Origin of the sequence: Pseudomonas sp. NPDC078700 (assembly GCF_044542375.1) — a bacterium.
In the GTDB taxonomy this organism is placed as follows: domain Bacteria; phylum Pseudomonadota; class Gammaproteobacteria; order Pseudomonadales; family Pseudomonadaceae; genus Aquipseudomonas.
Genome location: NZ_JBITUI010000001.1, coordinates 279,456 through 302,062, shown reverse-complemented (window position 1 = coordinate 302,062; position 22,607 = coordinate 279,456). Strand labels below are relative to the sequence as shown.

The following is a 22,607-nucleotide window of genomic DNA, read 5'->3' as shown; positions in this document are numbered from 1 at the left end:
ATGGCGGTCTTTGTGGGGATCGCCGTCGGTGCGCTGCTCCTCGACATGATTACTCACCGTGGTGACAAGCCAATTTCGCTGACCAAGGCATCTGTTTGGTCGGTGTTCTGGATCGCCATATCGCTGGCGTTTGCTGGGTTCTTGTACGTCCAGCACGGTCCAGAAGTTGCCAGTCTGTTCGTCACCGGCTACGCCCTTGAAAAAGTCCTGAGCGTGGATAACCTTTTCGTCTTTATGGCGATTTTTGCTTGGTTCAAAGTGCCGGACGGCCTACGTCACCGGGTACTTTACTGGGGCATCATTGGCGCGATTGTGTTCCGCGGAATCTTCGTTGCAATCGGCACCGGGCTGCTCGCATTTGGTCCATGGGTCGAGGTGATCTTTGCGATTATCGTTGCCTGGACTGCGGTGATGATGCTGCGCGCCGGGGGCGATGATGAAGAGGAAGAAGACTACTCCAAACACATGGCTTATCGCTTCGCCCAGAAGCTGTTTCCGGTGTGGCCAAAGCTGTATGGCCATAACTTCTTTGTCTCGCGCAAAAAGCTTGAAGTTGAGGTTCAGAAGCCCGAAAACGCAGGCATGACACTGGCGGCCAAAGGCACCATTTTCGCTACGCCTCTGTTCCTGTGCCTGGTCGTGGCCGAAGTTTCTGATGTGTTGTTTGCATTCGACTCGGTCCCTGCCGTCATCGCTGTCAGCCGTGAACCGTTGATCGTTTATTCGGCCATGCTGTTTGCAATCCTCGGTTTGCGCACCATGTACTTTGTACTAGAGGCACTAAAACGCTACCTGGTCCATTTGGAAAAAGCCGTTATTGCACTGCTGTTCTTTATTGCAGTCAAACTCGGCTTGAACGCAACCGATCACATGTTTCATCACGGTTACACCATTGACGCCAACACCAGTTTGATGATCGTTATGATTGTCTTGGTCATCGGCGTCGTCGCGAGCTGGATCTTCCCCGGTAAGGAAGAAGACAGCCAGCCCGAAAACAACTGAGCAACAGATTAAACCATCCATTAAAGGAGCATTACCCCATGGCACTGACTCTTCAAAAAGGCGGCAACCTGTCACTCACCAAAACCGACGCAAGCTTGACCAAGCTGCTGATCGGTCTGGGTTGGGATCCACGCGCCACTGATGGTGCGGATTTCGATTTGGACGCAAGCGCCTTCCTGTTGGGTGCAAACGGCAAAGTTCGCGGTGACGCTGACTTTATCTTCTACAACCAGTTGAAGAGCCAGGATGGCTCGGTTGAGCACACAGGCGACAACCGCACTGGCGCGGGTGATGGCGACGACGAAGTGTTGAAAGTTGACCTCAATACCGTGGCGGCTGATGTCGATAAAATTGCCTTTGTCGTGACCATTCACGATGCCGATACGCGCAAGCAAAACTTCGGTCAAGTGGGTGGCTCATTCATCCGTATCGTCAATGAAGTAACCGGTGCTGAGGTTGTTCGCTACGACCTGGCCGAAGATGCCTCGACAGAAACCGCGATGGTTTTCGCTGAGCTGTATCGTAACAACGGTGAGTGGAAATTCCGCGCCGTTGGCCAAGGTTTCGCAGGTGGCTTGAAGGCCCTGGCTAACTCCTATGGCATGAACTTCTAAACCTTTCAGCACTATGACCCGCTGGCGCGCGAAGGCGCTGTTAGCGGGCTTGTGCGTGTGAAACATCCTTAAGGAATCTGAACATGGCTGTAACCCTGTCTAAAGGCGGCAACGTCTCTCTGTCCAAAGAAGCGCCGGGCCTGACGGAAGTAGTGGTGGGTCTGGGTTGGGATCCGCGGGTGACGGACGGCTCGAAATTCGACCTCGACGCTTCGGTTTTCATCGTTGGCGAAAATGGCAAAGTTCTCGATGACGCGAGCTTCATTTTCTACAACAACAAAAAGTCTGCCGATGGTTCTGTTGAGCACATGGGCGACAACCAATCGGGCGAAGGTGAGGGTGACGATGAACAAGTCACCGTTAAGCTCAGTGGCCTGGCGGCCGTTGTTAAGAAATTGGTGTTCGCCGTGACCATCCACGATGCTGCTGAACGCAAGCAGAGCTTCGGTCAAGTGGCCAACGCCTACATTCGTGTTGTAAACAAGGCTGACGGTAAAGAGCTGGCTCGCTACGACCTGAGCGAAGACGCATCGACCGAAACCGCAATGATCTTCGGCGAAGTGTATCGTGCTGGCGAAGACTTCAAATTCAAGGCAATTGGTCAGGGTTTTGCCGGTGGCTTGAAGCCGTTGGCTGAAGCTCACGGCGTAAGCATCGCCTAAGCATTACCACGTGATACATGCAGGCTTCACCGCTGTGCAGCCTGCATTATTGTATTGCGTAAGTATCCATCGTCTCGACTATTACAGCGCATTGCTGAGCGCCTGATCTTATTCGGTTGCCTCTTTAACCTGATCGCCATCGCGTGGGTATAACGGGTTGCCGCAGCGATTACAGAAGGCAGCATGGGGTTCGTGTACATCTTTCTTGCAGCTTGGACATTCGCGTTCGAGTAACTCGCCGCCATTCATGGCGCTGGCCAGTTCCGCGGTAAAAATTCCGGTCGGTACGGCAATAATTGAATAACCCGTAATCATCACCAGGGTCGAAAGAAACTGGCCCACGACCGTCTTCGGCACAATATCGCCAAAGCCGACAGTTGTGAGGGTCACCACGGCCCAGTAAATGCCTTTGGGAATACTTGTGAAGCCATGCTCAGGGCCTTCAATCACGTACATCAGGGTGCCGAACACCGTGACTAATATGGCGATGCAGGAGAAGAACACGATGATCTTCTGCTTGCTGCCGTGCAGCGCCTTCATCAAGAAGTTGGCTTGGCGCAGGTAAGGGCTCAGTTTGAGCACCCTGAAGACCCGCATCATGCGGATCACTCGAACGATTAGCAGGTACTGCGCACTTGGGAAAAACAGCGTCAGTAAGCCGGGCAGAATGGCCAGTAGGTCGATCAGGCCATAGAAGCTGAAAATATAGCGCAGCGGTTTGGGTGAGCAGTAGATTCGTACCAGGTATTCGACCGCAAACAGTGCAGTAAATGTCCACTCCAGGCCAGACATCCAGGCACGGTATTGGCTGTGAATTACTTGAATGCTATCGAGCATCACCACGACAAGGCTGGCCAGAATAGTCACCAGCAAAATATTGTCGAAGCGCTGCCCGGCAGGCGTGTCGGTAAAGAAAATGATCCGGTAAATCCGACGGCGTAAGCTTTCTGTTTTATCCATGTGTTGCACAGGTGCTCCCTGATAATTCCGCGCAATTTGAATGCGCTACGAAACGAGGCTGTCAGCCTAGGGAGTTTAGCCTGCATGTTGCAACTGGTGTTGCCGCAACGCTTGAGTCGAGTTGGCTAAGGCTTGGTGTGGCGCGGGTCTGTGTAGTCGACGCCTAGTTTGAATGTGCGCTGACTTGAGCTGATAAGCCAGCAGGCGAGAATAAAGGGCATAGTCAGTGCGGGTAGCCCGATAGCACTAAAGCCAGGCTGCAAGCCCAGCGCGAGAATGATCGCCACTAATGGCAGCCAGACTTTGCGGCTAACCTGGCTAACGGCAATCGCCGCGAGAACAGCGTTGTAGCCATACAAACCGGCGAGTGCGCTGTGCTGTTCCCAGCCTTGATAAAGCGCAAAACCAAGGCCGAGCGCCGAACCGATTAACCCCCAGATAGCGGCGCGGGTATCGGCCACGAACAGCCCGAGCAAGAGGCAAAAACCAGACAATGGACGCTCAATAAAAATCACCTGGCCAAGACCGCGGGCCATTGCCGCCAGGCTGTTTACCCAACCAAACGGCTCAACCGCTACGGCTGTACTCGGGTGTGGTTGTAGCTGTAAAGATTCCGCCAATCCCAGCAGCAACCAACTGAGCAGCACAAATGGAAAGGTAAAGGCCGGTAACCACTGGCGGTTACGCATCCGTTTCATCCAGGGGGCAAGCATCAGGCTCGACAGGCCCGCGCTGGCTATAATCAGCAAAGGTACACTGGCTGACCATTGGAATTGCACGCTGATGAGCATGCCCAGCAGAATCCCGTTGTAGCCATACAAACCCTGCTCGATATCGGCGCTGGCGTAGCCTCGGCGTTGGGCTGTGAGCATGCTGCTTAAGCCGCCAAGTAGTGCTCCACCAAGCAACTCTGGTGCACCGACGGCGATGCCAAGCAGAATGAGCAGGCCGCAGCCTGGGTCGTTTTGCAGGAATATCTGACTAAAGCCGCTGAGGATCGCTCTGAAACCGCGCAGAACCGGACTCGGGGATGGCTGGATGTGCATGCTGGAAACCGCTTATGTGGGCACAACAAAGGTGGACATCCTTGTCCGGTGGCGCGTTAAGGTGTCCATCCCTCAACGCGCCGTAACGCAAAAGCAGCTTTATTGCAGGGTTTCGATGCGCAGGCTATTGGTGCTTCCAGGCTGGCCAAATGGCACGCCAGCCGTAATCACCACGGTATCACCGCGCTCAGCCATGCCTTGCGCCTGAGCGATTTCAAGCGCTGTAGTGGTGACTTCTTCGACCTTGTGCAAGCGCTCATTGACCACCGAGTAGATACCCCATGCAACGGTCAAGCGTCGTGCAGTGTTGAGACTCGGGGTGAGGCTTAGAATGGGGGACTTTGGTCGCTCACGGGAGGCCCGTAGACTCGATGCGCCTGATTCGGTGTAGTTGACCAACGTGGCAACCGGCAATATGGCGTTGATGCGTCGAATCGCGCAGCTTATGGCGTCTGAAGCGGTGGCTTCGGCCTGTGGGCGACTGACATCCAGCTGAGCTTGGAAGTCTGGGCCATTTTCAACCTGGCGGATTATTTTGCTCATCATGCTGACCGCTTCCATCGGGTAGTCGCCCGAGGCTGTTTCAGCCGAAAGCATCACCGCATCCGCACCTTCGGCCACGGCATTGGCCACGTCAGTGACTTCTGCGCGGGTTGGGGCAGGTGAGAAACGCATGGATTCAAGCATCTGCGTGGCCACCACCACTGGGCGACCCAATTGGCGGCAGGTGCGGATGATGTCTTTCTGAATGCGCGGGACATTTTCAGCCGGTACTTCTACGCCCAAGTCACCGCGTGCAACCATGATCGCGTCGCACAAGCTGGCGATTTCTTCGAGGTGCTCAACCGCTGATGGTTTTTCGATCTTGGCCATCAAGAAGGCTTTGCCCTGGATCAGCTCACGGGCTTCGATAATGTCTTCGGGACGTTGCACGAAAGAAAGCGCTACCCAGTCAACACCCAGTTCAAGACCGAAGCTCAGGTCGCGACGGTCCTTCTCGGTCAGTGGGCTCAACTGCAGCACTGCTTCGGGAACGTTAACCCCTTTGCGGTCGCTTAATTCGCCACCGGCGATGACTTTTGTGTCCACTGCATCGGCGTGTTTGGCGGTTACTTCCAGGCGTAGACGGCCATCATCGAGTAACAAACTCATGCCGGGCTGCAGCGCTTCAATGATTTCCGGGTGTGGCAGGTTGACCCGCTCGGCTGTGCCGGGGGTTGCGTCCAAATCCAGGCGCAAGCTGTCGCCACGTTGCAGCATGACTTTGCCTTCAGCGAAGCGCCCGACACGCAATTTCGGACCTTGCAGGTCCATCAGAATGCCAATTGGGTAATTCAGTTGCTTCTCGACTTCACGCACCCAGTTGAAACGTTCGGCATGATCGGCATGCTCGCCGTGGCTGAAGTTTAGACGGAACAGGTTGACCCCTGACTCGACCAGTTGACGAATATCGTCGATGCCTTTGATGGCCGGGCCCAGCGTTGCGAGGATTTTTACTTTCTTGTCAGGTGTCATTAGTCATTGCTCTCAAGAATCAAAATGGCGCGAAAGTCGTTAACATTGGTTCGGGTTGGGCCGGTCATAATCAGCTCATCGAGCGCCGCGAAGTAGCCGTAACCGTTGTTGTTATCCAACTCGTCACTGGCGCTGAGGTTTTGTAAGCCTGCGCGGGCATAGCTGAAGGGGGTCATGATGGCTCCGGCGTTGTCTTCAGAGCCGTCGATGCCATCGGTATCACCCGCGATTGCATAGATGTCATCCATGCCTTTGAGGCTGTCAGTCAGGCTCAGGAGGAACTCGGCATTGCGTCCTCCACGGCCGTTGCCGCGCACTGTGACCGTGGTTTCGCCACCGGACAAAATGATGCAGGGTGCTTTAATCGGCTGGCCGTGCAAGCGTATCTGCTTGGCGATTCCAGCATGGACCTTGGCCACTTCCCGTGACTCGCCTTCAAGGTCGCCCAAGATCAGGACCGGAAAACCGGCGGCTTCGGCTTTGGCGGCGGCAGCATCAAGGGATTGTTGGGGTGTGGCTATCAACTGGAAATGACTGCGCGCCAAGCATGGGTCGCCCGGCTTAACGGTTTCCGAACGCGGGTCCTCTAGCCATTGGCGAACATTGGTCGGTATCTCGATGCTGTAGCGCGCCAGGATTGCCAATGCCTCGGCTGAAGTGCTGGGGTCGGCAACGGTTGGCCCGGAGGCAATGACTGTAGCTTCATCGCCAGGAACATCGGAGATTGCATAGGTGTTGACTGTGGCAGGCCAGCTGGCTTTGGCCAAACGGCCACCTTTGATGGCGGAGAGGTGCTTGCGCACACAGTTCATTTCGCCAATGGTTGCGCCGGATTTCAGCAGGGCCTTGTTGATTGCTTGCTTGTCTTGTAGGCTAATCCCTTCTGCAGGCAGGGCAAGCAGGGAAGAGCCACCGCCAGACAGCAGGAAAATCACCCGGTCGTCTTCGCTTAGGTTGCTGACCATCTCCAGCACCCGCTTGGCGACACGTTCGCCAGCATCATCTGGAACGGGGTGCGCGGCCTCGACGACTTCGATTTTTTTACAGTCGGCACCATGCCCGTAACGTGTCACCACCAAGCCAGAAACCTCGCCTTGCCACTCGCGTTCGATCACTTCTGCCATGGCGGCGGCTGCTTTACCCGCGCCGATGACAATGACGCGGCCGCTGCGGTCAGCAGGTAAATGATCGGCCAACACGTGACGCGGATGAGCTGCATCAATCGCGGTGTTGAAGAGGTCACGCAGCAGGGTTTGCGGATCGAATGACATGGCAGACTCTCTTATTCTGGGGCAGGTGGGTGTTGCAGGTGCATGACAGTTTGCACGGTGCTTTGCCCGTGCAGTTCGGTCGATTGCAGTCCGCAGGCGTTACGCATAACGACTCTGGACTGGAATCGACCTTCCCGATTTGCAGGCCGTGACACCGCGCCTCGGGGAGGTCGAAGGGGTCAGGTGATTTGTCCAACCTACCTTGGACGCATCACCTGATTTGTTGCTCTGTTACGGCACCCGATACGGGCGCTTATCGCTTTCGTAGGGTGAGTAACGTTTTTTTCACCCACCAGTTGGACGAACCAATATTCGTGTTGCCCAAGGTCTGGTGGACAAGCTTTGCGTTATCTCACCCCACGAAGCCTTACTTATCGCGAATCGAGAAGTTGGCCATGTGCTCTAAGCCTTTAACCAGTGCAGAGTGGTCCCAGTTGCTGCCACCGATGGCTGCACAGGTGCTGAACACTTGCTGAGCATTGGCGGTGTTTGGCAGGTTAAGGCCCAACTCCCGTGCGCCAGCCAAGGCCAGGTTGAGGTCTTTCTGGTGCAGGCTGATACGGAAGCCCGGATCAAAAGTGCCTTTGATCATGCGCTCGCCGTGCACTTCAAGAATTTTCGAGCCGGCAAAACCGCCCATCAGTGCTTCACGCACCTTGGCTGGATCTGCGCCGTTTTTGGCAGCAAACAGCAAGGCTTCAGCAACGGCCTGAATGTTCAGCGCGACGATGATTTGGTTGGCCACTTTGGCCGTCTGACCGTCACCATTGCCGCCAACGCGGGTGATGTTTTTACCCATTGACTGGAACAGTGGCAGGGCGCGTTCAAAGGCCTTTTCACAGCCGCCAACCATGATCGACAAAGTGGCTGCTTTAGCGCCGACTTCACCACCGGACACTGGGGCGTCGAGGTAAGCAGCGCCAGTTGCCTTGATTTTTTCTGCGAAGGTTTTGGTCGCGCTTGGTGAGATCGAACTCATGTCGATCACGACTTTGTTTGGACCCACGCCATCAACAACGCCATCTTCGCGGAACAGCACGTCTTCAACGTGTGGGGTATCCGGCACCATGACGATGATGAACTCAGACTCTTGCGCTACTTCTTTAGGGTTAGCCAAGGCAATAGCGCCTGCGGCTACCAAGTCAGCAGGTGCCTGATCGTGGTGGGTTGAAATAAACAGTTGGTGACCTGCTTTTTGCAGGTTCTCAGCCATGGGCTTGCCCATGATGCCAGTACCGAGAAATCCGATTTTAGCCATGACAGTGCTCCTTAAATCGCGTTGTGGGCTTTCATCCAGCCGAGGCCGGCAGCGGTGGTGGTGGCTGGCTTGTACTCACAGCCAATCCAACCCTGGTAACCAATGCGGTCCAGGTGTTCGAACATGAAGCGGTAATTGATTTCGCCAGTGCCCGGCTCATTGCGGCCCGGGTTGTCGGCCAGCTGTACGTGGTTGATCACTGCAAGGTTGTCGCTCAGGGAGCGGGCCAGATCACCTTCCATGATTTGCATGTGATAAATGTCGTACTGCAGGTAAAGATTGCTGTTGGCAACTTTGTCGCGGATCGCTAGGGCTTGCGCCGTGGTGTTCAGGTAAAAGCCCGGAATGTCGCGGGTGTTGATCATTTCCATGACCAACTTGATGCCGGCGTCAGCGAGTTTTTGTGCCGCGAACTTTAGGTTGTCGACAAAGGTTTGTTCGACGGTTGCGCAGTCGTAGCCCTGTGGACGAATACCCGCCAGGCAGTTGATCTGGCTGTTGCCAAGGACTTTGGCGTAGGCAATCGCCGTGTCGACGCCAGCGCGGAATTCTTCTACGCGGTCCGGGTGGCAGGCAATACCGCGCTCACCTTTGGCCCAGTCGCCGGCTGGCAGGTTGAACAGCACCTGCTCAAGTTTGTTGTTGTCGAGTTCGACCTTGATATCGCCCGCAGCGAAGTCATAAGGGAACAGGTACTCAACGCCACTGAAACCCGCATCGGCGGCAGCAGCGAAGCGCTCCATGAAATCCACTTCAGTGAACAGCATGGACAGATTGGCAGCGAAACGAGGCATAAATTGCTCCTCAGGTTTGGCTCCCTCTCGGGTGGGAGAGGGAGGTAAATTAGTCGAGCATGGAGATAGCGGTCGGCGCATCAGCACCGCGAGCCGCCAATTCTTCAAACTCGTTGACTGCGTTGATTTCAGTGCCCATGGAGATGTTGGTTACACGCTCCAGAATCACTTCGACCACAACCGGTACGCGGTGCTCTTCCATCAGCGCTTTGGCCTTGGCAAACGCCGCTTGTAGGTCGTTTGGTTCAAACACACGGATGGCTTTACAGCCCAAGCCTTCAACCACTGCTACGTGGTCGACGCCGTAACCATTGAGCTCTGGCGCGTTGATGTTCTCGAACGCCAGCTGTACGCAGTAATCCATCTCAAAACCGCGCTGCGCCTGACGAATCAAGCCCAGGTAGGAGTTGTTCACAACCACGTGGATGTAGGGCAGGTTGAACTGTGCGCCCACGGCCAATTCTTCAATCATGAACTGGAAGTCATAGTCGCCAGACAGCGCAACGATGTTGCGGCTTGGGTCGGCCTTGGCCACACCCAGTGCAGCTGGAACTGTCCAGCCCAATGGGCCGGCTTGACCACAGTTGATCCAGTGGCGCGGCTTGTAAACGTGCAAGAACTGCGCGCCAGCGATCTGCGACAGACCAATGGTGCTGACGTAGCAGGTGTCTTTACCGAAGAACTCGTTCATTTCTTCGTACACGCGCTGCGGTTTAACCGGCACGTTTTCGAAGTGAGTCTTGCGCTGCAAGGTGCGCTTGCGCTCACGGCAGGCATCAACCCAAGTGCTGCGGTCTTTGAGTTTGCCAGCTGTTTTCCACTCGCGGGCTACTTCAAGGAACGCATCAAGCGCTGCGCCTGCATCAGACACGATGCCCAGGTCCGGGTTGAATACGCGGCCGATTTGTGTCGGTTCGATATCAACGTGGATGAACTTGCGGCCTTCGGTGTACACCTCGACAGTCCCGGTGTGGCGGTTGGCCCAACGGTTACCGATACCGAACACCAAGTCCGATTCCAGCAGGGTGGCGTTGCCGTAGCGGTGTGAGGTTTGCAGACCGACCATGCCGACCATCAACTTGTGGTCGTCCGGGATTGAGCCCCAGCCCATCAAGGTCGGAATAACAGGAACGCCTGTCAGCTCGGCGAACTCAACCAGTTTGTCAGCCGCGTCCGCGTTGAAAATACCGCCGCCGGCGACCAGCAATGGGCGCTCGGATTCGTTGAGCATGGCCAAGGCTTTCTCAGCTTGCACGCGAGTGGCGGCAGGCTTGGCCAGTGGCAACGGCTCATAAGCGTCGATGTCGAATTCAATCTCAGCCATTTGCACATCGAATGGCAGGTCGATCAGCACAGGACCAGGGCGGCCCGAACGCATTTCATAGAAGGCTTTCTGGAAAGCGCGTGGCACCTGGCCGGGCTCCATCACAGTGGTCGCCCACTTGGTGACAGGCTTGACGATGCTGGTGATATCAACGGCTTGGAAGTCTTCTTTGTGCATACGTGCACGCGGTGCTTGACCGGTGATGCACAGGATCGGGATGGAGTCAGCGCTGGCGGAATACAAGCCAGTCACCATGTCGGTGCCTGCCGGGCCAGACGTACCGATGCACACGCCGATGTTGCCAGCGTTGGTGCGGGTATAGCCTTCGGCCATGTGCGAAGCGCCTTCAACGTGACGGGCCAGGACGTGGTCAATGCCGCCAACTTTGTTCAGTGCTGCGTACAGTGGGTTGATGGCGGCGCCGGGGATGCCAAACGCGGTGTCAACACCTTCGCGGCGCATTACCAGTACGGCTGCCTCGATTGCTCTCATTCTGGCCATTTCTTGTGCCTCTTTTATTGTTAAATTGTATACAAATTGCTGTGGCTGATTCTATTCATGACATGACTTTCTGGTCAACTATTTTTGATTCGATAGCGGTTTTAAGCTGAATCTCTTTTAAAACAGATGTTTTAAAGGGCTTTATCTGTAGCGTTTGTTAGCTTGCTTATAAAATGTATACAAAAATAAAATAAATTGTATTTTAGTGTTGAATTTTTTGTATCTGGTGCGATAGTTGAGAGGACTTTTGGATTGCCTGGCTCGCAATGCTTGCGCGCTGGGTGTTTCTCGATTTTTATCGCTTATAAGGATGGCCTTGCCATGCACAACTTGACGCTGGATATCGCTACAACCATTAGCCAGCGGGCGCTTTCTATCGCCCGTGAGATCAACACTGCACCCTTAACGGTTGCCGTGTTGGATGCAGGCGGCCACTTAATAAGCTTGCAACGTGAGGATGGAGCCAGTTTGCTGCGCCCGCAGATTGCGGTGGCGAAGGCTTGGGGAGCGCTGGCACTCGGTAAAGGGTCGCGAGCCATTGCTGCTGATGCACAGCAGCGCCCGGCATTCATCGGTTCGGTGAATAACCTGGCAGATGGCAATCTGGTGCCTGCGCCAGGTGGCGTGTTGATACGCAGCAGTGGCGGTGAAATCCTTGGCGCTATCGGGATTACCGGTGACACTTCGGATATCGATGAGCAATGCGCGGTCGGCGCTGTTGAGTCGGCCGGTTTACAGGCAGATGCAGGCGCTGCGGCTTAAGCCTGAGTGCCACTCAGAATATCGATGCGCGCAGCGCATCGATATTTCAATGATGATTCAAGCCGCTTTGCAACGCTGTATCCCACGGCGGAACAGGGCCAAAGCGCGATTTGAGAAATTCCAGCAACAGGCGGCTGCGTGATCCCGTTTCGCGGTCAAGCCGCAGGGCGTAAATGCCGCTGGGTTCCGGAGATGGCAGGCCGTCATCACAGAACAGTGGGACGAGTTCACCACGTAGCAAATGTTCGCTAATGAGCCAGGTTGGCAAATGGGCAATGCCAAGGCCTCCCAGAGCGCTGCACAACAAAGTCTCGGCATTGTTAGCGGTCATGCGCATGCGCTGTGGCTTGAATATATTGAGTTTGCCATCTTGCTCGAAACGCCAGGCATAGGGTGGCGCTAGGCTTTCCCAGTCGAGACCATCGTGTTCGACAAGCTCGCTGGGTTTGCGCGGAATCCCCCGTTGCGCAAGGTAATCCGGGCTGGCGCATACAATCCGGACCAATGGCGATAGCGCCGTGGCAACTAGGCGGGTGTCCTGCAAAGGACCGATGCGCAATACCACATCCACCTCTCCCAAATGCGCGCCGTGCAGGTCAACAAAGCTGTCGATCAAACGCAGTTGCACATCCAACCCGGGGTAGGCCAATAGAAAGTCGGCAATTGCCGGTGCTAGATGACGACGACCAAAGGGTGAGGGCGCATCAATGCGAATCAGACCTTCAGGCTCGTTGCTCAGTGAAACCGCTTCGGCACGGGCTAGGTTCAATTCATTGAGAATACGTTTTGCCCGCTCTGCAAACGCGATACCGGCTGGCGTTACCCGTACCGCATGGGTGGTGCGGCTGAACAGGCTGCTGCCCAGGGAGCGTTCCAGAGCATCAATTCGCCGGGCAACTGCTGAAGGTGTCAGTGGATGGCGTCTTGCTGCAGCCGAGAAGCTGCCAGTTTCAAGGACATCAAGAAACACCATTAACTGATGGGTCAGGGCGTCAGGGTTCATCGTAGAGTCTATTCCCGTTTCGTTAACGGCTGCGCTGGAGCCTGCTTGTGCGAATTATGCAAAGCCATTGTGCGCTGCTGTGCGTTTCCAGACTAGTGCTAAAGCTTTAGCATGCACTGCATCCATCGCCAGAATGCAGTGATTTATGAGCCTGATTGATTTCGCAATTAACGTCGTATTAGGTGCCATGCTCGGCTCGCTGGGCGGTTTATTCGGTATTGGCGGCGGGTTGATTGCCATCCCAGCGCTGGGCATCTTGTTTGGCTTGGATCAGCAATTAGCCCAAGGCACAGGGCTGGTCATGGTTGTGCCAAACGTATTACTGGCATTGTGGCGCTACCATCAGCGCAACCGTATCGATATTCGTCATGCCTTGATGCTGGCGGGCAGCAGTTTTTGTTTTGCATTGCTCGGTGCGGGTTGGGCTGTAAACATAGATGCGGATCGCATGCGTGTTGGCTTTATCGTGTTTTTGCTGGTGCTGGCGGCGTACAACATTTCGCGCTTGTTTTACCGTCCAGTACCGGGCAGTACCGAACTGCGTCATCCATGGCCATGGCTGGGGGGCTTAGGCGGTACTGCCGGTTTGCTGGGGGGCTTGCTTGGGGTGGGCGGGGCGGTTGTGGCTACGCCCGTGTTGACCAGTGTGTTCGGCACCACCCAGGTGGTTGCCCAAGGTTTATCCTTGGCATTGGCTGCGCCGAGTACCGGCGTAACCTTGGTGACCTACGCCTTGCACGGGCATGTCGATTGGATGATGGGCTTACCGCTGGCGATTGGCGGCCTGCTGAGCATTAGTTGGGGTGTCAAGCTTGCTCACGCGCTGCCCGAGCGCGTGCTGCGAGCATTGTTTGCGGGCTTCTTGGTGGTTTGCGCCGTGTTGCTGGCGTTTAAAGTTTGAAGCCATCGATGATGTGCTCCGCCAGTGTTTCGGTTACCGGCGACTGACTACGGTTATTGCGCAATAACACGATGCTCGCCATTGGCATTGCCGGTAAACCCTGTTCTTCGCCGAGAACACGCATATCTGGGGTGATTAAACTCTGTAGCTGAGCGGTGACCGCCAGCCCCGCGCTGACCACAGCCATGATCGCCGATAGGCTCGGGCTGGTGTAGGCCACCCGGTACTCGCGTTCACTTGCATCCAGTGCATTGCAGGCCCAAGAGCGGCAAAAACAATCCGTATTGAACATCGCCAATGGCAGTGGGCTTTGCTCGTGTGGGCTGAAACCAACAGCCTCGGCCCAGACGATATGCTCTTGGCGCAGGAGTTGACCGATTTCTGTGCCGGGTTCGCGGGTCACAATGGTCAAGTCGAGGTCTTGGCGTTGCAGCAACTGGAACGATGGCTCGCAGTGCAGTTCTACTTGAACCAGCGGGTAGGCCTGAGCAAAGCGTGAGAGTATTCCTGGCATAAAGCGCATGACGTAATCGTCCGGCGTGCCGATGCGCACTGAGCCCACCATGTGTGGCTCGCGCAAGGTGGTCATCACTTCACCATGCAGCTTCAAAATGCGCCGGGCATAACCCAGCAGCACTTGACCCTCTGCGGTCAAGCTGAGTTGACGGCCATCACGCTGAAACAGCGGGCGCTGCATCACATCGTCTTCAAGGCGTTTCATTTGCATGCTTACCGCTGACTGGGTGCGATTAACCACCTCGGCAGCACGGGTAAAGCCGCCGTAGTCGGCAATCGCGACAAAGGTGCGCAGCAGTTCGCTGTCGATGCTGGGGTAGTTGGCCATTGATCAATCTCAGAGATGTATTGCATAAGAAACATTCGTTGGATTGATCATAAGCCAAGTTAGAGACTGTCGCTATCCCTAAAGGAGGGCGACAAAATGAAAGCTCAAAAAGGTTATGCAGTAGCAGCTGTATGGTCAGTAAAAGGCTTTTCGGTACGCGGTTATGCTGGGCTGATCTGGGCACAACTCAAGCGCTGGAATCAACTGGCTAAGGAGCGTCATCAACTGGCTGCGTTAGGTGATAATGCGCTCAAAGACATCGGCCTAAGCCGCGCCGATGTGATGCAAGAGAGCGAGCGGCGATTCTGGGATGATCCGTTCAAACACCATTTAAAATGAGTGTGAGTAAGCCTGAACAGGCGCACTGACTTTAACCACAGATGCGTCTGTTCAGTTTTGTTTCAATCCTCTAGGGTAAGGCGCTTGGTACAGTTCAGGAGTACCCCATGCGCGACACCCAATCCCTTACGCTGAAGCAGGCTCGTCGCTTGGTGTTGGCCGCTCAGGGCTTCACTGCCCGACAACCCAAAACGGTAAAAGCTGTTCATCTCAGTGCTGCCATTGAACGTCTTGGCGTGGTGCAAATTGACTCGGTCAATGCCCTTGTGCGGTCGCACTATCTGCCGCTGTTCTCGCGTCTTGGTCATTATCCGCAATCGTTGCTTGAGCAGGCCGCTTGGAGTTCGGGTCGCCAGCGCAGATTGTTTGAATATTGGGGCCATGAAGCCTCGCTGTTACCGCTGTCGATGTATCCGTTACTGCGTTGGCGCATGCAGCGTGCGCAGCGCGGTGAAGGTATTTATCAGCAACTTGCCAAATTTGGCCGCGAACAGCAGCCTTTGATTGGTTCAATCTTGCAGTCAGTCAAGGAGCGTGGTGCCTTGGGCGCTGGCAGTTTGACGGTGGGTACTAAATCGACAGGGCCCTGGTGGGGCTGGAGCAATGAAAAGCATGCGCTGGAATGGTTGTTCGCCGCGGGGCATGTCACAGTTGCCGGGCGCAACGGCTTTGAGCGCTTATACGATTTGCCTGAGCGGGTGCTGCCCAGCGAGGTGTTCAACCAGGAGCCAGTTGAAGAGGCCAGTGCCCAGCGCCAGTTGCTGATGCATTCAGCCTGTGCACTTGGCGTTGCCACAGAGGTTGACCTGCGTGACTACTTTCGTTTGGATGCGCGTGACAGCAAGTTGCGAATCAATGAGCTGCTTGAGTCCGGCGAGCTCATCAAGGTGTCTGTACAAGGCTGGGACAAGGAGGCCTATGTGGCGGATACCGAGCTGAAAATACCGCGCAAGGTGACGGCCAGTGCACTGTTGTCGCCGTTTGATTCATTGGTTTGGCAGCGTCAACGCACCGAGCGCTTATTCGACTTTCGCTACCGCTTGGAAATTTACACGCCGCAGCACAAGCGGGTGTATGGCTATTACGTGTTGCCGTTTTTGCACAATGAGCAGTTGCTTGCCCGGCTCGATCTACGCGCCGTGCGATCCGCCAGTAGCCTGGTTTTGCATGGACTGCACAGTGAGCCCGGCGGGCTGGATGAAGGCGCGATTTTAGCCATGGCTGAGCAACTGCAGAACATGGCAGCGTGGCTCGGATTGTCTTCGGTAGACGTCAATTGCCCGCGGCCTGAGGCGCTGCGGTTGCGGACGCAACTGCAGATTATGGGCCTCTAGGTCGAGGTGTCCGATGAATCAGGCGGTAACTGGCGCACGCTTGGGCTACAATGCGCGGCGAAATTGTCCACGAGAGCCCGACCATGTCCGACTGCCAGACTCCAATCATTGTTGCTTTGGATTTCCCGACCCGTGATGCCGCCTTGGCGCTGGCTGATCAGCTCGATCCCAAGCTGTGCCGGGTCAAGGTCGGCAAAGAACTGTTCACCCGCTGCGGGCCTGAAATTGTCTCTGCGCTGGGTGATAAAGGCTTTGAGGTGTTCCTCGACCTGAAATTCCACGATATTCCCAACACCACGGCGATGGCTGTAAAGGCTGCAGCAGAAATGGGTGTGTGGATGGTCAATGTGCATTGCTCTGGCGGCTTGCGCATGATGAGTGCCTGCCGCGAAACCTTAGACGCCCTGAGCGGTGCTAAGCCATTGCTGATCGGTGTCACCGTGCTGACCAGCATGGAGCAACAGGATCTGGCCGGCCTCGGTCTTGATGTTGCGCCGCAAGAGCAGGTGCTCAGGCTGGCCGGCCTGGCACAGCAAGCGGGCATGGATGGTTTGGTGTGTTCGGCGCAAGAGGCGCAAATCCTCAAGCAGCGCTTCGCCCAACTGCAACTGGTCACGCCAGGCATTCGTCCTGCGGGCAGTGCCCAAGATGACCAGCGCCGGATTCTTACCCCAAGCCAGGCCATGACAGCGGGCTCTGACTATCTGGTTATCGGTCGGCCCATCAGCCAGGCAGCTAATCCTGCGCAGGCGCTCATTGACGTTGTTGCCGAACTGTCTTAATTCGCTGCATATTTGACAGGTAATTGATATGCATCCTGCTGCTGAAAATTCACCGCTGGGCAAATCCAGCGAATACATCGCCACCTATACGCCATCGTTGCTGTTTCCAATCCCGCGTGCGCCAAAGTGGGCTGAGCTTGGGCTGAGCGCCGAAACGCTGCCTTATCAAGGTGTGGATTTTTGGAACTGCTTTGAGTTGTCTTGGTTGCAGCCTTCGGGTAAGCCGGTGGTGGCGATTGCGGAGTTTGCGATTCCTGCGGACTCACCGAATATCATTGAGTCGAAGTCATTCAAGCTCTATCTCAACTCGCTCAACCAGACCGTCTTTGCTAGCGCTGCTGAGCTGGTCGAGGTGATGACTGCGGATCTGTCTGCCGCTGCTGGGAAGCCAGTTTCGGTCAAGGTGCGCAGCCTTGATGATGTGGCGGCTGACGGCGTGGCGTCATTGCCGGGCCTGTGCATTGATGATGCCGACATCAGCATCAGCAACTATGAGCAACCGCAACCTGAGTTGCTGCGCTGCGATGAGCAGACAAGGGTCAGTGAGATCCTGTACAGCCATTTGCTCAAGTCCAATTGTCCGGTAACTGGTCAGCCGGATTGGGGCACGGTAGTGATTGAGTATTGCGGTCCGGCGTTGGATCAGGGCAGTTTGCTGACTTATCTGGTGAGCTTCCGCCAACACGCCGATTTCCACGAACAGTGCGTTGAGCGGATCTTTCTGGACATTCAGCGCTTGCTCAAGCCTGAGTCGCTGACCGTGTATGCGCGTTATGTTCGCCGGGGCGGGCTGGACATCAATCCCTACCGCAGCACAGCGCCGATTAATCCAGATAATCGTCGACTGGTACGTCAGTAAATCTGGTTGGTTGACGCCTTTTATCCACCAATAACACGGCAGTTGTTCATATAAATTGCCGTGCTCTGGTGGATAGGATGCGTTTAGTCCCGACTGTGAGGGGCCGAGTTTAGATGCCCATGTTGGCAAGGCTTTGCACAATATTGCGCAGGGTGCCGGCCAGAGTTGGGTGGCTTACTTCAAAGCGTTCAACTGCCAGATTGACACCATCCACCAAGGTGGCGTCAGGCCCAGCCGCAGCTTCACGCGCCAGTTGCAGTTCGATGTCCTGAGACAGAACATAAAGCTCAGCGCGCTCTTCCTCGCTCAGAGGTGAATCTTGGGACAACTGCTCGCGCAGTTCATCGAGTTGCTGCTGCAAACGGCTAGCAGGCATGTGGTGCTCCCTTTTCTAATAGATAAAACATAGACCTTGCCTGGCGGCGAAAGATCCATGCCATTAGTTTTAGAATAATCCACCTGCGGGCGTTTGGGTTCAAGCTTTGTCACAATTTATGCGGGTATTGAGCGGCTGTGTCTTCAGTTGGCCGCGAGTATGGCTTGCTCAAGGTGCGGGTAAAAATACTCAAGGTTTGGGGTTTTCATTTGCGGGTCTTTGCCCAGGTCGTCCAACCGCCGCAGGGTAAGCGCATCTTGTGCGTAGGGTGCACGCAAAAACGCTTCTATCTCGCGGTCATTGAAGGGGCCACCTTGCAGGTGCAGGCTATCGCGTGAAGCTTTTGACAGGCCGGCGTGATACAGCGGGTCCACCGCGCATAAATAGCGTTTGGCGGCTACATGCAGGCGAATCGGTTGCCAGACCGAGTCGGCAAACAGCGCGCGCAACAGCTCAGCACCGCGTTCTTCATGGCGCATATCTTCGCTTGCGCCGCTTTCAGGGTCGTCGAGTAAGTGACCGACATCATGCAGTAAAGCCGCGATGATCAAACTGTTACTGCAGCCAGAGCGTTCGGCGAACGTCGCGCATTGCAGCGCATGTTGCGTCTGGCTTATATCTTCGCCGTAGGGCAGGTTGCCGCGGCCGAGGAACATCGCGTTGAGCTGTTTGGTAAATTGGGTGAGGCACAGGCTCATGGCCTTTCTCCTTTTAAGCGGCGAAGGCTCAAGTCACTTAAGCAGGGGCCTAACTCTGTCAGTTGGTCGGTGACTGCGTGCACGCCGAGGCGATAAAGCGTCAAGGTCGCTTGCGCCCGCAGCTGCTCGCGCTCCGTTGGTTCAAGACGTTGCCAATCGTCCAAGGCTTTGCCGCAGAGTTGTCCGCAAGCCGCCAAGCCAATGGTCCATAAACCTGCATTGAGGCCGGCTTGAAGCAAGCGCGGTTCGCTACTGATGAGTACGCAGCCATCGAGTTGGTTGACATTAAGAGCCATCAAGGCTTGCCAGCATGCATCTGGGGCCGGCCACGAGCGGGCAGGGCGAGCAGACGCTTTTACCCACGTGGGCAGCTTGCTACTCAAGTGAGCGCTGGCGTGTTCGGGCAACTCATCAACCCAGGCACAGGGGACTTTGTTCTGGTGCAGATGGCCGAGTAGCTCAAGCGCGCCAGGCGCGAGCTCAGCGTGACTGCCCGGGGCGCTGTCAGTGGGTGTGCGGGTGCTTTTACTGGAGGGTTTTGCGCAGGCACCAAAATCGACCAAGCATCCGCTTAGCCCAAACAATACTGCTGTGAATTGCCCAGAAATTGCTGGCGCGTTCATTTCGTCATCCTTGAAATGGTCTAGTCCAGAGCATAAGGCGTCAAAATGACGAAGAAATGAACGCGAGATGACAGAATCAAATCAATTGCTGTGCTGTCGTGCCGTATCGAGTTGGCTGCGTAAGTGATCGGGCAGCGGCACGGATGTGTTGCTCGAGTGATCAACCCAAACCAGCTTGCAATGACCTTCGCCGTAGAGGGTTTCAGGGTCTTCCAGCGTCGATAGACGATGTTCCAGAACTAAGCTGCTGCGGCCAATGGCCCCTATAAAAAGCTCAATTTTGACAGTGGCGGGGTGGGTGACCGGCTTCAGGTAAGTGTGTAATGTTTGCAAAACGACGGGCGCAATCGCGGCGCTATCGAGGCTAATGCCGACGCATTTGAACCAGGCCACCCTGGCTTCTTCCAGGTATTGTAAATAGAGCGTGTTATTAATGTGAACAATGGTTTACCTATTATTGAAAAGTGCCTTCAACAGTTGTGCAGAGATGGCTGCGCTTCTGGTTGATGATTGCAGTTATGATCTATTTGCAGGGCGTGGGGAGCTTCCTTGACATCCTGAGAGTTGAGCTAGCCTTAACCACTACAGTTGATCGTCTTAATCTTGACCAAGAATTGGAAGATCGCTAAAAACTGTTTTGTTCGTGATTCTTGCGGGCATAAAAAAGCCCAGAGCCTTGCGGCCCTAGGCTTTTCAAACTGCTCTTGGGTGTAGTTGTCGAGACCGATACCCAAGGGTTTAACTACAGCTAAGCCGTAACCGACTTAGGGGGAGTATGGAATACACGCTACGGTGTTGCAATATCGTGGGTGTGGACTCTTTACTTTTCCTCCTAAGCGGCACGGTGCTTCATAGGATTCATACCCATGCTTGAGCATGAAACTGAACTGCATCCCTTAGACCCGGCTAAGGTCGGCCACCGTGACGAAGAGCCATATCAGTTTGAGTTTGATTTCTAGCTGACACGGGCGGGGCGGCAATGCTGCCCCGTTTTAGACTGATCAAAAAACAACCGATAGGAAACACCAATTAAACAGGCGTTTTAATCTCTTTTTCTGACCATTAGGTCAAGTAATTACACAAGTTAAATCACCCCTCTGAATCTGTAGCACGTCTGTAACCCTTGAGTGGCGTGTATACAATCCTGTTTTGTCAGGTCGCCCCGTTTCCCACACACATTCTCCCATTGCGAGAAGCATTCCCAATTGATATAAGGCTCTGTAAGCTCGCCTGAGCGTCGATAAGCTTAAAACAATACCAGTGCTAGGGGTGGATCGCTACAGAGGCTTACAGAGGTTCTCATAGGTCGAGAGGCATTCTGACTGCTTTCAGTGTCAGAGACAGAGTGTCTTTCAGGGAGAGGTGACAGGCCGGGAGCCTAGTAAGGATGGTGAACAGGGCTTCTAACTCTTTGTTACAAATTAACCGATGAACGGTATTTTCCTCTGTATCCACTGTGTTCTGTGGTTTAGGGCTGTTTTTTCGCTCACAATTCGAAGGGGATTGCAAATTATTTTTTCAAAATAATAGATTATCACTTGACTTTTCGTAAAAGTGTGATACACTTATAGCGTGGTCAGACAAAAAAAAGACGAATTATTTCCCGCGCTGTAAAGCCCGTGAACGAATAGTCCCCTTTCCCAGCTCTGCTGTCAACACCCAAGACACCCCAAACACCGAATTTTAAAGAGCACCGTCGTCTCCGGCGATGTAACGTGATGCTACCGGCAAAGCAGCATCACACAGACACGCTGACAAGTGTGTCGCCCCATTCAAGTGTTTAGCCAATTGCTGAACATTGAAACATTACAACTTCATGGTTGTGTTCTCCTGAAACTTGTAGCTACAAAACAAGCCCCACTCGCTTAACGGTGTTTGGGGTTTTTGTTTGCTCAGGACGAACACCCATTCATTCAAACATAGGAGTCCCGATGGCTTACATGAATAAACGAACTTGCCCATGTGGATGTGGACAAGGGTTCACCACTACCAATCCAAAACGTGTGTACTTCAACAGTGCTTGCCAAGTGAGACACCACAGGGCAAAGACTAAGAATGACACCCGCTTGAGTGACACCAACAAACAATCAGCCTGATAGGCTTGCTGAATGTTCACGAGGGAACTCCCTCGTAAGATGCAAAGAAACAGCCTAACGGCTCCCAGTAATTAACATGAGGACACATGACACAGAAGGAACTTTTAACAATACAAGAACTTGATGCACTTAGTTTGAAAGTAGGCACTAAAGCTGAACAATGGCTTGAAAAGAAACTTAAAACACCGACGCTAAAAAAAGATCCAATCAAGACAGCTAAACGTCGCCCTCCTAAAGTTGTTGTAAACCCATTTGCAGGCCATTTGACTAGCATTGATATTGGCGGGCAAACATACCCATTTTTTGCTATGGACATCATCGAAGGCATTGCCCGACTTGACTGGCATGACAGGGGAATTGGTCAGGGTGGGGTTTCAAAGCCACTGAGTGTCAGCCGGATAGTTCTGATTCTTGACCAGCTTCCAGAGATCACTACAAACGAAGTAAGAACACTTCTTAATCTTGGAGAGCGTCACGCTCGTCGGTATGTGAAGGCTGCTGAGTTAGCAATTCCCTACATGTTGAAGTGCATCCCGAAATCATTGAGGCACGAACTGGATGGCACGAACATAGTCACGGAGCCGACAAGCGAGTGGGAAGACACCCTAGCAGCACCAAGCCCTGACGAGCTGGCAAAGCTGCATTACGATTTACGAACTTTCACCGAGTACGGGGCGGCTTCTGAATAACGGCCGCATGTATAAGAAGACACTTTAGGACACTCTGAAACAGACACCCATGAACAGACAAAAATAGACTTTCCTTAAAAGGACATTTTTAGTCTATGAAAGAAAATAGACTTTCCTTGTCGCAATATACAATGGTACATTTTTGGTATAGGAATTGTGTGAAGTGGTCTAGGGTGGGGTATACAGGTTGTAGACTGTTTAACAAAGTGTCTTTACCTAAGACTCATCCGTTACCACTTCAAAGACATTAAGTTTATGGATCGCCAGTAGGTGCTCTTGTAGGTGTTCTGGTTTGGGTGGGCCACCACCCGGTTCTTTTTCCCTGAAAGATAGTCTTCCTCACGGCTCAAGTTT

The 22,607-nt window shown here is 54.3% G+C and carries 23 protein-coding genes; 10 read left to right on the top strand and 13 right to left on the bottom strand.

Features of this window, described 5'->3' with window-relative positions; genetic code table 11:
- The 3 genes from ACIGCM_RS01440 (at window position 1) to ACIGCM_RS01430 (ending at window position 2,278) form a co-directional block, all read left to right on the top strand.
- The gene (locus tag ACIGCM_RS01440; protein WP_397501086.1) at window positions 1–1,002 is read left to right on the top strand and encodes a TerC/Alx family metal homeostasis membrane protein; all 1,002 of its coding nucleotides are present in this window, start codon (window positions 1–3) and stop codon (window positions 1,000–1,002) included.
- A gap of 38 nt (window positions 1,003–1,040) precedes the next feature.
- Window positions 1,041–1,616 (top strand): TerD family protein, encoded by a 576-nt coding sequence (locus tag ACIGCM_RS01435; protein ID WP_397500263.1) that lies wholly within the window; start codon window positions 1,041–1,043, stop codon window positions 1,614–1,616.
- Window positions 1,617–1,699: 83 nt separating this feature from the next.
- Complete coding sequence (locus tag ACIGCM_RS01430) at window positions 1,700–2,278, top strand: TerD family protein (RefSeq protein WP_397500262.1); 579 nt, start codon at window positions 1,700–1,702, stop codon at window positions 2,276–2,278.
- A 108-nt stretch (window positions 2,279–2,386) separates the two neighbouring features.
- Here ACIGCM_RS01430 and ACIGCM_RS01425 read toward each other — a convergent pair whose 3' ends face one another.
- From ACIGCM_RS01425 to gcl, 7 genes are all read right to left on the bottom strand, one after another.
- A complete protein-coding gene (locus ACIGCM_RS01425) occupies window positions 2,387–3,238 on the bottom strand; it encodes an ion transporter (protein ID WP_397500261.1) in 852 nt (283 codons plus the stop codon).
- Between the two features lie 125 nt (window positions 3,239–3,363).
- Window positions 3,364–4,284 (bottom strand): urea transporter, encoded by a 921-nt coding sequence (locus ACIGCM_RS01420; protein WP_397500260.1) that lies wholly within the window; start codon window positions 4,282–4,284, stop codon window positions 3,364–3,366.
- Between the two features lie 99 nt (window positions 4,285–4,383).
- Window positions 4,384–5,799, bottom strand: coding sequence for a pyruvate kinase (gene pyk, locus ACIGCM_RS01415; RefSeq protein WP_397500259.1), 1,416 nt, complete (start codon window positions 5,797–5,799; stop codon window positions 4,384–4,386).
- Window positions 5,799–7,070 carry a glycerate kinase gene (locus ACIGCM_RS01410; RefSeq protein ID WP_397500258.1) on the bottom strand — a complete coding sequence of 424 codons (1,272 nt, stop codon included), beginning with the start codon at window positions 7,068–7,070 and terminating at the stop codon, window positions 5,799–5,801. The genes pyk and ACIGCM_RS01410 overlap by 1 nt, the downstream gene beginning before the upstream one ends.
- Window positions 7,071–7,437: 367 nt before the next feature.
- Entirely contained in the window at window positions 7,438–8,328 is an 891-nt protein-coding gene (locus ACIGCM_RS01405) for a 2-hydroxy-3-oxopropionate reductase (protein ID WP_397500257.1), read from the bottom strand.
- Between the two features lie 11 nt (window positions 8,329–8,339).
- A complete protein-coding gene (gene hyi / locus ACIGCM_RS01400; protein WP_397500256.1) occupies window positions 8,340–9,122 on the bottom strand; it encodes a hydroxypyruvate isomerase in 783 nt (260 codons plus the stop codon).
- Window positions 9,123–9,171: 49 nt separating this feature from the next.
- Window positions 9,172–10,947, bottom strand: coding sequence for a glyoxylate carboligase (gcl, locus tag ACIGCM_RS01395; protein WP_397500255.1), 1,776 nt, complete (start codon window positions 10,945–10,947; stop codon window positions 9,172–9,174).
- Window positions 10,948–11,268: 321 nt separating this feature from the next.
- Here gcl and ACIGCM_RS01390 point away from each other — a divergent pair, with 321 nt between their 5' ends.
- The gene (locus tag ACIGCM_RS01390; protein WP_397500254.1) at window positions 11,269–11,709 is read left to right on the top strand and encodes a heme-binding protein; all 441 of its coding nucleotides are present in this window, start codon (window positions 11,269–11,271) and stop codon (window positions 11,707–11,709) included.
- A gap of 46 nt (window positions 11,710–11,755) precedes the next feature.
- Here ACIGCM_RS01390 and ACIGCM_RS01385 read toward each other — a convergent pair whose 3' ends face one another.
- Window positions 11,756–12,712 (bottom strand): LysR family transcriptional regulator, encoded by a 957-nt coding sequence (locus ACIGCM_RS01385; RefSeq protein WP_397500253.1) that lies wholly within the window; start codon window positions 12,710–12,712, stop codon window positions 11,756–11,758.
- A gap of 145 nt (window positions 12,713–12,857) precedes the next feature.
- Between ACIGCM_RS01385 and ACIGCM_RS01380 the strand changes: the two genes are divergently transcribed.
- On the top strand, window positions 12,858–13,613 hold the full coding sequence (locus tag ACIGCM_RS01380) for a sulfite exporter TauE/SafE family protein (protein ID WP_397500252.1): 756 nt from the start codon (window positions 12,858–12,860) through the stop codon (window positions 13,611–13,613).
- Here the strand turns inward: ACIGCM_RS01380 and ACIGCM_RS01375 are convergent.
- The gene (locus tag ACIGCM_RS01375; protein WP_397500251.1) at window positions 13,603–14,457 is read right to left on the bottom strand and encodes a LysR substrate-binding domain-containing protein; all 855 of its coding nucleotides are present in this window, start codon (window positions 14,455–14,457) and stop codon (window positions 13,603–13,605) included. The genes ACIGCM_RS01380 and ACIGCM_RS01375 overlap by 11 nt on opposite strands.
- Before the next feature lie 96 nt (window positions 14,458–14,553).
- Here ACIGCM_RS01375 and ACIGCM_RS01370 point away from each other — a divergent pair, with 96 nt between their 5' ends.
- The 4 genes from ACIGCM_RS01370 to queF all read left to right on the top strand — a co-directional run bounded on the left by ACIGCM_RS01370 (window position 14,554) and on the right by queF (window position 17,771).
- A complete protein-coding gene (locus tag ACIGCM_RS01370; RefSeq protein ID WP_397500250.1) occupies window positions 14,554–14,796 on the top strand; it encodes a DUF1127 domain-containing protein in 243 nt (80 codons plus the stop codon).
- A gap of 107 nt (window positions 14,797–14,903) precedes the next feature.
- Entirely contained in the window at window positions 14,904–16,130 is a 1,227-nt protein-coding gene (locus ACIGCM_RS01365) for a winged helix-turn-helix domain-containing protein (protein WP_397500249.1), read from the top strand.
- An 83-nt stretch (window positions 16,131–16,213) separates the two neighbouring features.
- On the top strand, window positions 16,214–16,912 hold the full coding sequence (gene pyrF, locus ACIGCM_RS01360; RefSeq protein ID WP_397500248.1) for an orotidine-5'-phosphate decarboxylase: 699 nt from the start codon (window positions 16,214–16,216) through the stop codon (window positions 16,910–16,912).
- A 28-nt stretch (window positions 16,913–16,940) separates the two neighbouring features.
- Window positions 16,941–17,771, top strand: a complete 831-nt coding sequence (queF, locus tag ACIGCM_RS01355) for an NADPH-dependent 7-cyano-7-deazaguanine reductase QueF (RefSeq protein ID WP_397500247.1) — start codon at window positions 16,941–16,943, stop codon at window positions 17,769–17,771.
- A gap of 109 nt (window positions 17,772–17,880) precedes the next feature.
- On the opposite strand, the gene ACIGCM_RS01350 is transcribed toward queF, so the two are convergent.
- The 4 genes from ACIGCM_RS01350 to ACIGCM_RS01335 form a co-directional block, all read right to left on the bottom strand.
- Window positions 17,881–18,147: a DUF4404 family protein gene (locus ACIGCM_RS01350; protein ID WP_397500246.1), complete on the bottom strand. Its 267-nt coding sequence runs from the start codon at window positions 18,145–18,147 to the stop codon at window positions 17,881–17,883.
- A gap of 143 nt (window positions 18,148–18,290) precedes the next feature.
- Window positions 18,291–18,845 (bottom strand): phosphonate degradation HD-domain oxygenase, encoded by a 555-nt coding sequence (locus ACIGCM_RS01345; RefSeq protein WP_397500245.1) that lies wholly within the window; start codon window positions 18,843–18,845, stop codon window positions 18,291–18,293.
- Entirely contained in the window at window positions 18,842–19,468 is a 627-nt protein-coding gene (locus ACIGCM_RS01340) for an HAD family phosphatase (protein ID WP_397500244.1), read from the bottom strand. The genes ACIGCM_RS01345 and ACIGCM_RS01340 overlap by 4 nt, the downstream gene beginning before the upstream one ends.
- Before the next feature lie 81 nt (window positions 19,469–19,549).
- On the bottom strand, window positions 19,550–19,912 hold the full coding sequence (locus ACIGCM_RS01335; RefSeq protein WP_397501085.1) for an acyl-CoA thioesterase: 363 nt from the start codon (window positions 19,910–19,912) through the stop codon (window positions 19,550–19,552).
- 1,738 nt (window positions 19,913–21,650) lie between these two features.
- Between ACIGCM_RS01335 and ACIGCM_RS01330 the strand changes: the two genes are divergently transcribed.
- On the top strand, window positions 21,651–22,253 hold the full coding sequence (locus ACIGCM_RS01330) for a hypothetical protein (RefSeq protein WP_397500243.1): 603 nt from the start codon (window positions 21,651–21,653) through the stop codon (window positions 22,251–22,253).
- Window positions 22,254–22,607 lie beyond the last annotated feature (354 nt).